The organism is Mesorhizobium sp. M2A.F.Ca.ET.067.02.1.1 (assembly GCF_004023285.1).
Classification (GTDB): domain Bacteria; phylum Pseudomonadota; class Alphaproteobacteria; order Rhizobiales; family Rhizobiaceae; genus Mesorhizobium.
The window spans coordinates 1-8,077 of record NZ_RZSB01000224.1 but is presented as its reverse complement, the minus strand read 5'-3'; the positions used below and the strand labels follow the sequence as shown (position 1 = coordinate 8,077).

Annotated in this window: 9 protein-coding genes and 1 pseudogene; 7 read left to right on the top strand and 3 right to left on the bottom strand. The window is 63.0% G+C overall.

The features are described from left to right. Window positions 1–24: 24 nt before the first annotated feature. Window positions 25–1,236 carry an NADP-dependent isocitrate dehydrogenase gene (locus EOA28_RS16865; protein WP_127250873.1) on the bottom strand — a complete coding sequence of 404 codons (1,212 nt, stop codon included), beginning with the start codon at window positions 1,234–1,236 and terminating at the stop codon, window positions 25–27. Between the two features lie 208 nt (window positions 1,237–1,444). Here EOA28_RS16865 and EOA28_RS16860 point away from each other — a divergent pair, with 208 nt between their 5' ends. The 3 genes from EOA28_RS16860 (at window position 1,445) to murI (ending at window position 3,961) form a co-directional block, all read left to right on the top strand. Next, on the top strand, window positions 1,445–2,293 hold the full coding sequence (locus tag EOA28_RS16860; RefSeq protein WP_127250874.1) for an RNA methyltransferase: 849 nt from the start codon (window positions 1,445–1,447) through the stop codon (window positions 2,291–2,293). A 153-nt stretch (window positions 2,294–2,446) separates the two neighbouring features. Beyond that, window positions 2,447–2,980, top strand: coding sequence for a hypothetical protein (locus EOA28_RS16855; RefSeq protein ID WP_127250875.1), 534 nt, complete (start codon window positions 2,447–2,449; stop codon window positions 2,978–2,980). 180 nt (window positions 2,981–3,160) lie between these two features. Further along, window positions 3,161–3,961 (top strand): glutamate racemase, encoded by an 801-nt coding sequence (gene murI / locus EOA28_RS16850; RefSeq protein WP_127250876.1) that lies wholly within the window; start codon window positions 3,161–3,163, stop codon window positions 3,959–3,961. On the opposite strand, the gene EOA28_RS16845 is transcribed toward murI, so the two are convergent. Then, the gene (locus EOA28_RS16845) at window positions 3,958–5,343 is read right to left on the bottom strand and encodes an RNB domain-containing ribonuclease (protein WP_127250877.1); all 1,386 of its coding nucleotides are present in this window, start codon (window positions 5,341–5,343) and stop codon (window positions 3,958–3,960) included. The two genes, murI and EOA28_RS16845, sit on opposite strands and share 4 nt — an antisense overlap. A gap of 144 nt (window positions 5,344–5,487) precedes the next feature. Here EOA28_RS16845 and EOA28_RS16840 point away from each other — a divergent pair, with 144 nt between their 5' ends. After that, complete coding sequence (locus tag EOA28_RS16840; RefSeq protein WP_127250878.1) at window positions 5,488–5,688, top strand: DUF3008 family protein; 201 nt, start codon at window positions 5,488–5,490, stop codon at window positions 5,686–5,688. A 54-nt stretch (window positions 5,689–5,742) separates the two neighbouring features. Here the strand turns inward: EOA28_RS16840 and EOA28_RS16835 are convergent, their stop codons facing one another. Beyond that, on the bottom strand, window positions 5,743–5,946 hold the full coding sequence (locus EOA28_RS16835; RefSeq protein WP_127250879.1) for a hypothetical protein: 204 nt from the start codon (window positions 5,944–5,946) through the stop codon (window positions 5,743–5,745). Between the two features lie 362 nt (window positions 5,947–6,308). Between EOA28_RS16835 and rpsD the strand changes: the two genes are divergently transcribed. The 3 genes and pseudogenes from rpsD to EOA28_RS16820 all read left to right on the top strand — a co-directional run. After that, a complete protein-coding gene (gene rpsD / locus EOA28_RS16830; protein ID WP_040981269.1) occupies window positions 6,309–6,926 on the top strand; it encodes a 30S ribosomal protein S4 in 618 nt (205 codons plus the stop codon). 108 nt (window positions 6,927–7,034) lie between these two features. Beyond that, on the top strand, window positions 7,035–7,925 hold the full coding sequence (gene ttcA, locus EOA28_RS16825) for a tRNA 2-thiocytidine(32) synthetase TtcA (protein ID WP_189342071.1): 891 nt from the start codon (window positions 7,035–7,037) through the stop codon (window positions 7,923–7,925). After that, window positions 7,915–8,077: pseudogene (locus EOA28_RS16820) on the top strand (inositol monophosphatase); the annotation flags it as partial. The gene ttcA and the pseudogene EOA28_RS16820, both read left to right, overlap by 11 nt.

The following is an 8,077-nucleotide window of genomic DNA, read 5'->3' as shown; positions in this document are numbered from 1 at the left end:
TTCATGCGCTTCGCGCACCGCTCCTCACCCCATTGCCTTCTGCAAATTCTCGTCGATCTTGTCGAGGAAGCCGGTGGTGGAGAGCCACGGCTGGTCGGGGCCGATCAGCAGCGACAGGTCCTTGGTCATGAAGCCGCTTTCGACGGTTTGGATGCAGACCTTCTCCAGCGTCTCGGCGAAGCGCTTCAACTCGGCATTGTCGTCGAGCTTGGCGCGGTGGGCGAGGCCGCGCGTCCAGGCGAAGATCGAGGCGATCGAATTGGTCGAAGTTTCCTCGCCCTTCTGATGCTGGCGGTAATGGCGGGTCACGGTGCCGTGCGCGGCCTCCGCTTCCACCGTCTTGCCGTCCGGCGTCATCAGCACCGAGGTCATTAGGCCGAGTGAGCCAAAACCTTGCGCGACGGTGTCGGACTGCACGTCGCCGTCGTAGTTCTTGCAGGCCCAGACATAGCCGCCGGACCATTTCAGGCTCGAAGCGACCATGTCGTCGATCAGGCGGTGCTCGTACCAGAGTTTGCGCGCCTTGAACTCGGCCTCGAATTCCTTCTCGTAGACCTCCTGGAAGATATCCTTGAAGCGGCCGTCATAGGCCTTGAGGATGGTGTTCTTGGTCGACAGATAGACCGGGAAGTTGCGCAGCAGGCCGTAGTTCAGCGAGGCGCGGGCGAACTCGCGGATCGACTCGTCGAGATTGTACATGGCCATGGCCACGCCGGCGCCCGGCGCGTCATAGACCTCGTGGTCGATCACCTGGCCGTCCTCGCCGACGAACTTGATCGTCAGCTTGCCCTTGCCGGGGAAGCGGAAGTCGGTGGCGCGGTACTGGTCGCCGAAGGCGTGACGGCCGACGACGATCGGCTTGGTCCAGCCCGGCACCAGGCGCGGCACGTTCTTCATGATGATCGGCTCGCGGAAGATGGTGCCGCCAAGAATGTTGCGGATGGTGCCGTTGGGCGACTTCCACATCTTCTTCAGCTTGAATTCCTCGACGCGCGCCTCGTCGGGGGTGATCGTCGCGCATTTCACGCCGACGCCCCATTTCTTGATGGCGTTGGCCGAGTCGATCGTCACCTGATCGTTGGTGGCGTCGCGGTGCTCGATGCCAAGGTCGTAATATTCAAGCTTCAGATCGAGATAGGGGTGGATCAGCTTGTCCTTGATGAACTGCCAGATGATGCGGGTCATCTCGTCGCCGTCGAGCTCGACGACCGGGTTCGCCACCTTGATCTTCGCCATGGAAAGAGTGCCTCGTTGCTGGGGGATCTGGACGGCCTTGCCCGCATGGTTTCGGCCGGGAATGCGGAGCGTATATCAAAGGCTTTTTCAGCGCGCAAACCACGATCCGCGCCGGGATGGACGTGTGCCGCTGTTGTGAATGCTTCATTTTCCCGGCCGAATGTGGCAGGGGACGCCGAAACGCCGCAAACCCCGGTTACCCACAGCCATGCCAGCCACCGAAGTCACAACCAAGACCGCCTCCGCCGGACCGGCGATCATCCTGGTCGAGCCGCAGCTCGGCGAGAATATCGGCATGGTCGCCCGCGCCATGGCGAATTTCGGCTTGTCGGAACTGCGCCTGGTCAACCCGCGCGATGGCTGGCCGAACGAGAAGGCGCGCGCGGCTGCCAGCCGTGCCGATCATGTCATCGACGCCACCCGGGTCTTCGATGATCTGGCCGCCGCGGTTGCCGACCTGAACTTCGTCTTCGCCACGACGGCGCGTGAGCGTGACGGCTTCAAGCCTGTGCGTGGGCCGGTAGAAGCGGGCAGGGCGCTGAGGGCACGCGTCGAGGCGGGCCAGCGCACCGGCATCCTGTTCGGGCGCGAGCGCTTCGGTCTCTATAATGATGAGGTCGGGCTTGCCGACGAGATCGTCACTTTTCCGGTCGATCCCGGCTTCTCCTCGCTCAACATCGCGCAAGCTGTGCTTCTGATGTGCTATGAATGGATGAAATCCGGCCTCGCCGACGAAACTGAGACCAATTTCTCCGGGCCGGAGCTGGTGCCGGCGACCAAGGAGCAGCTGCACAGCCTGTTCGCCTATCTGGAGAGCGCGCTGGAGGCCCGAGGCTACTTCCGCCCGGAAGAAAAGAAGCCGAAGATGGTCGACAATCTGCGCGCCGTATTGACGCGCGCGGGCTTTGCCGAGCCGGAACTGAAGGTTCTGCGCGGCATCATCTCCTCGCTCGACCGGTTCTCGCCGGCCATGCCGCGCGGCGACGGCTCGCCCGGTGACGATCCGAGACGGCTGCCGGCAGCCGCGCGAAGTCGCGCCAAAGACGAAGAAAGTTAAAATCCGTAAGCTATGAGCATTTGAAGTAACCGATTTTTATTCGGTTATGCCTCATCCTTGCTGCAATAGTGGGGGTGGCACATGTTTACGTCCAATATTGGTCGACTGCGCTTTTTCCTTTACTCTCTCGGTCTCGCCGTCGCGGAAACCGTGGTGATCGTTGTCTGCATTATCAGCACGATCGGTTTCGAAGGACTGATCAATTCGGGACCTGGCCCGGCGCGGCAGGGCATGGCAGGCGCGGTCCTGATCGCCTCGCTCATCTTTGTCGCGCTTCGCGGCAACATCGCCGCGCGCCGCACCCGCGACGCGAATGGACGCCGGTGGATCATGTGGGCCTATATTGCCCTTTCCGCCGTCTATGCCCTTCTGCAGGCGGGCGTGCTGCTGGTCGTCAAATTCGACGATCCCGAGAGCATTCCGGGCGGGCTGAATCTGCTCGGACTTTCGATATTCGGACTTTGGTGCACGATCCTCTGGGCGAAACCCGTCGCGGGCAGCAACATCGATGAATTGACGGATGTTTTCGACTTCGACGGTCCGCTGCCGGCACCGGCGCGCACTGCACGCGCCGCTGTGCCGGCCGCACCACGCGCCGCGGCTGCCGCTGCAACTCCCCGCGTTCCGCCCGCACCGCAGCCCTTCGGCCGGCCGCGCCCGGCCGGCTTCGGCAAGCGCGGCATATGAGCGAGCCTGCGAGACAGCTGCGCAAAAGCTGCTCGCATTCGCCTCTTCAAGACCAAGATCATTCGCGATAGAAGCGCCTGCGGTCCAATCACGGACCTTCCGCCTCTCTTTGTTTTGACGCAATTCCGGACGGAAAACCGTTTCACACTTTTCCTGGAATTGCTCTATGACCGGATGACAATGAGCGATCGATCAAGCCAGCGCCCGATCCTGATGTTCGATTCCGGCGTCGGCGGGCTGACCGTGCTGCGCGAGGCGCGCGTGCTGATGCCCGATCGCCGCTTCGTCTATGTCGCAGACGACGCGGCTTTTCCTTACGGCGCCTGGGAGGAGCCGGCGCTCAAGGATCACATCCTCACGCTGTTCGGCAAATTGCTCGACCGCCTGCAGCCGGCGATCTCGGTGATCGCCTGCAACACCGCTTCGACGCTGGTGATCGACGCGCTGCGCGAGACATTCCCCGACCATCCTTTTGTCGGCACCGTGCCGGCAATCAAGCCGGCGGCGGAGCGCACGCGATCCGGCCTCGTCTCCGTGCTGGCGACGCCAGGCACGGTGAAACGCCAGTACACGCGCGACCTGATCAGCAAATGGGCGCAGAAATGCCATGTGCGCCTGGTCGGTAGCGATAGGCTGGCGGGGTTGGCCGAAATCTATATGCGCCAGGGCTTTGTCGATGAAGAAGCCGTGCGCGCCGAAATCGCGCCTTGTTTCATCGAGCGCGAGGGCAACCGCACCGATATCGTCGTGCTTGCCTGCACGCATTATCCGTTTCTCGTCAACCGCATGCGAAAGACGGCACCCTGGCCGGTCGACTGGATCGATCCGGCCGAAGCGATCGCCCGGCGCGCCATGTCGCTGCTCGAACCGGTCGCAGAAATATCCAGCGACAGCCAGCCCGATCTTGCCGTCTTCACTTCCGGCAAGGTGGATTTCGCCACTCGACGGCTGACCCAGGGATTTGGACTGACCGCGCGTTAGACGGCAGTCTCGAAGACGATGCTGCGCTGATCCGGATCGGCCGAGACCAGTTTCAGCCTGAGATCGTCGCCCTGCCTGAACCCGGAGGCTTTCACGTTGGCGACGACAGGCATGTCGGCAAGCTGTGCGCGCACGCCATGATCGATGAAGTCGGTGACGACGGCCTTGAACGTCTCACCCTCGTGTCCTTTGAGCATCACCGCCTCGGCAAGGTCGATGGCCGCATGGTTGATCTGCGAGGCTCGGGCATCGCCGCGCCCCATCACCTTCGGCAATCTGGCGAAGGCGTCGCTGACCGCCTGCGGCACGGGCTGACCGTTGGCGATTGCCAGCGCGCAGCGCACGACGTAGCGGTCGGCCAGCCGCCTGAGCGGCGAGGTGGCATGCGCATAGGTTGCGGCCATCGCCTCATGCCAGGGGACGACGCCCTGCTGATAGGGCTGGTAGGACGCGCCGTTGCCCGCGCGGCGGATTTCCAGCATCAGCGCCGCCTGTTGCGGATCGGCTGGATCGAGCGCGCGCTGATAGTCGCGCAGGCTGGTGGAGGCCGGCCAGGACAGGCCGAGCGCCCGTGCCGCGCTGCGCAGCCTTTGCACCTTCGAGGCATCAGGCCCCGACATCACCCGGAACAACCCGGTCTTGTGCGCCAGCATGGCGTCGGCGATCGCCATATTGGCGGCCAGCGAAAGTGCTGCATTGTCCTGTTCGGATTGCAGCAGCGGCCTGAACGAAAGCCGGAACGTGCCGTCGGCGAGCCTTTCCACCTCCTGCTCGGGCGGGTCGACGCGCGAAGCGCCGCGGCGCTCTTCGTTGGCCGCCATGCGCCGCGCCAGTTCGGCGAAGCCGGCGGGTACATCCGAAGGTTTGACGCTGTCATAGGCGAGCTTGGCGCGGCTTTGGATGATCGCCCGCTCAGCGCTGTCCAGCTTCACCGCACCGTCACCGGCAACCCTGATTGTGAAGATGACCGCCGGGCGGGGTCCATCGGGCAACAGGCTCGCCGCGGCCTCGGCAAGCACCGGCGGGTAGAGCCCGGCCTTGCCGTCCGGCAAATAAAGCGTCTCACCTCGGTTCCAGGCTTCGAGATCAATCGCGTCGCCGTCCTCGACGAACCAGGCCACGTCGGCAATGGCATAATGCAAGAGAAGGTCGCCGCCGCTGGCCTCGATCGAAAAGGCCTGATCAAGATCGGTGGAGATCGCCGGATCGAGCGTGACGAAACGCATCGCGGTGCGGTCGGCATGCTGGCTGGGCACACGCCTGGCCGCCGCTTCCGCCGCAGCCATCACCTCCGGCGGAAATCCATCCGGCACGTGGAATTCGGTGCGGATCTTCGCGAGGCCAGTGGAGAGGGCCTGTGAGGGATCGGTCAGCGATTTCATGCCGTTGTCCTACACTGGGGTTCCGGACACGGGAAGTCTGCGAAGGAAAATCGCCCAGGGATGGCCGACTGACTACCGACGCCGAGGATGTGTTGGAACTGCTGCAGAGCCTCCGCGTTTTCCCGCAGCAAAGGAGAAATCGCCATGCCCGCGACATCGCAAGCCCAGCAAAAGGCTGCCGGCGCAGCGCTTTCCGCCAAGCGCGGCGAGATCAAGAAAAGCGAGCTCAAGGGTGCGTCGCGCGAGATGTACGACTCGATGAGCGAGAAGCAGCTCGAGGAATTCGCCGAGACCAAGCGCAAAGGCCTGCCCAGCAAGAAGTCATTGACCGCGAAGGCGAAATGAAAGGCCCGCGGCGTTGGCCGCGGGCCTGCGTCATATCCCCTACTGCGCAATAGGTTAGTAGCGCCACCAGCAGTGCTTCGTCTTGTAGCGGACGACATGGCGGTGGCCGTGGCGCCAGATGACTCTTTTCTTCACCACGACGCGGCAGATCTGCTTGTGGCCGTGCCAATGCCTAGCCATGGCCGGTCCAGGCGTCATGACCGCCATCGTACCGGCCAGGACGGCGGCTCCGGTCAGGGTAAGGAAGAATTTCTTCATGGGAATTCGCACTCCTCTGCTCCAGTCCCTTCATCATTTGCTGGGCGTTTGGATACGAAGACGCCGCCCTATGCCGCCGGCGTGCAACTTTCCGCCACAGCCAACGCCGCATGCAACGCAGGGATGATATCGAGTTGCCGTCGGCGTCGCCACCCACAAGCTTGACAGCGGTTAAATCTGTGTTTAACAGGCCCCCAACACCGGGTGGCGACGCCCGGTGGTTTCTTTTGACGTGTCCCGTGGGTTTCCCGTCGCTTTGCGTGGGAAACCCTGTCAGGTCTCGAAAACGGAGGCCAGAGGAGGGCGCGTTTCCTTCGCCCGAGCCATGGGGTTCCGGGTATATTATTTTGAAAGGGAATGCGATGAGCAAGCGCGAATCCGCGAAATACAAGATCGACCGCCGTCTCGGCGAAAACATCTGGGGCCGCCCGAAGTCCCCGGTCAACAAGCGTGAATACGGCCCCGGCCAGCACGGCCAGCGCCGCAAGGGCAAGCTTTCCGACTTCGGCCTGCAGCTGCGCGCCAAGCAGAAGCTGAAGGGTCACTACGGCGACGTTTCGGAAAAGCAGTTCCGCAAGGTCTATGAAGAGGCCAACCGCCGCAAGGGCGACACCTCCGAGAACCTGATCGGCCTGCTCGAGTCGCGCCTCGACGCGATCGTCTATCGCGCCAAGTTCGTGCCGACCATCTTCGCCGCCCGCCAGTTCGTCAACCACGGCCATGTCAACGTCAACGGCAAGCGCACGAACATCGGCTCGTATCGATGCAAGCCGGGCGACGTCATCGAGGTGCGCGAGAAGTCGAAGCAGCTCGTCATCGTTCTGGAATCGGTCGCTCTCGCCGAGCGCGACGTGCCGGACTATATCGAAGCCGACCACAACAAGATGACCGCGACCTTCGCGCGCGTTCCGGGCCTGTCGGACGTTCCGTTCGCCGTGCAGATGGAACCGAACCTGGTCGTCGAATTCTACTCGCGCTGATCGGTATCAATCAGCCGCGACATCCAGGGCCGCCCTCGAGGCGGCCTTTTCTTTGGCGATCAGGTCCGCTAAGCGGAGCGCTGACAACGCGGAGCCGGCGCCATGAACATGCTGCCAGACCTCAAATCCCTGGAGCCGATCGACGACGAGACCGATGGCGGTTTTCACCCACTGTTCCGCGACGTGCCGTCCTCGGTCGAGTTCAACAAGCTGCGCAAGCGGCTGTTGAGGCTCACCCGCCAGGCAATCGAGGATTTCGCCATGGTGAAGCCGGGCGAACGCTGGCTGGTGGCACTCTCCGGCGGCAAGGATTCCTACGGCCTCCTGGCACTTTTGCTCGACCTCAAATGGCGCGGGTTGCTGCCTGTCGATCTGCTCGCCTGCAATCTCGACCAGGGGCAGCCGAATTTCCCAAAACACATCCTGCCCGATTATCTCAACGCCAACGGCATCGCCCACCGCATCGAATACCAGGACACCTATTCGGTGGTGACCGACAAATTGCCGGAGGGCAGCACCTATTGCTCGCTTTGTTCGCGGCTGCGGCGCGGCCATCTCTATCGCATCGCGCGCGAGGAGGGGTGTTCGGCGCTGGTGCTTGGCCATCACCGCGAGGACATCCTCGAAACCTTCTTCATGAACCTGTTCCATGGCGGGCGCCTCGCCGCCATGCCGCCCAAGCTTCTCAATGACGAGGGCGACGTCATGGTGCTGCGGCCGCTCGCCTATAGCGCCGAGGCCGACCTCGAGAAATTCGCCAACGCGATGAAATTCCCCATCATTCCCTGCGACCTCTGCGGCAGCCAGGAAGGGCTGCAGCGCAACGCCATGAAGGCGATGCTCGACGACATCGAGAAGCGCATGCCGGGCCGCAAGGACACGATGATCCGCGCCATGACCAATGTAAGGCCCTCGCACCTGCTCGACCGAAAACTGTTCGATTTCGCCGCGCTCGACGCGCGCCTCACCACAGAGCAAGACATTTCCGATGACATTTGACGACCGCGCGATCGACTGGCTGGCCGAACTTCTCGCGGAGGCCGCCAGGGCGGAAATTATGCCGCGCTTCCGCAAGCTGGGCGAGGGCGACGTTCGCCAGAAGACGTCCGCCGCCGACCTCGTCACCGAGGCGGACGTCAATGCCGAAAGGC

Bases quoted from the DNA above. Each gene is read 5' to 3' on its own strand.
- ttcA (WP_189342071.1), top strand. From the start codon at position 7,035: ATGCTGCCAGACCTCAAATCCCTGGAGCCGATCGACGACGAGACCGAT.
- rpsD (WP_040981269.1), top strand. From the start codon at position 6,309: ATGAGCAAGCGCGAATCCGCGAAATACAAGATCGACCGCCGTCTCGGC.
- EOA28_RS16835 (WP_127250879.1), bottom strand. From the start codon at position 5,946: ATGAAGAAATTCTTCCTTACCCTGACCGGAGCCGCCGTCCTGGCCGGT.
- murI (WP_127250876.1), top strand. From the start codon at position 3,161: ATGAGCGATCGATCAAGCCAGCGCCCGATCCTGATGTTCGATTCCGGC.
- EOA28_RS16845 (WP_127250877.1), bottom strand. From the start codon at position 5,343: ATGAAATCGCTGACCGATCCCTCACAGGCCCTCTCCACTGGCCTCGCG.
- EOA28_RS16865 (WP_127250873.1), bottom strand. From the start codon at position 1,236: ATGGCGAAGATCAAGGTGGCGAACCCGGTCGTCGAGCTCGACGGCGAC.
- EOA28_RS16860 (WP_127250874.1), top strand. From the start codon at position 1,445: ATGCCAGCCACCGAAGTCACAACCAAGACCGCCTCCGCCGGACCGGCG.
- EOA28_RS16840 (WP_127250878.1), top strand. From the start codon at position 5,488: ATGCCCGCGACATCGCAAGCCCAGCAAAAGGCTGCCGGCGCAGCGCTT.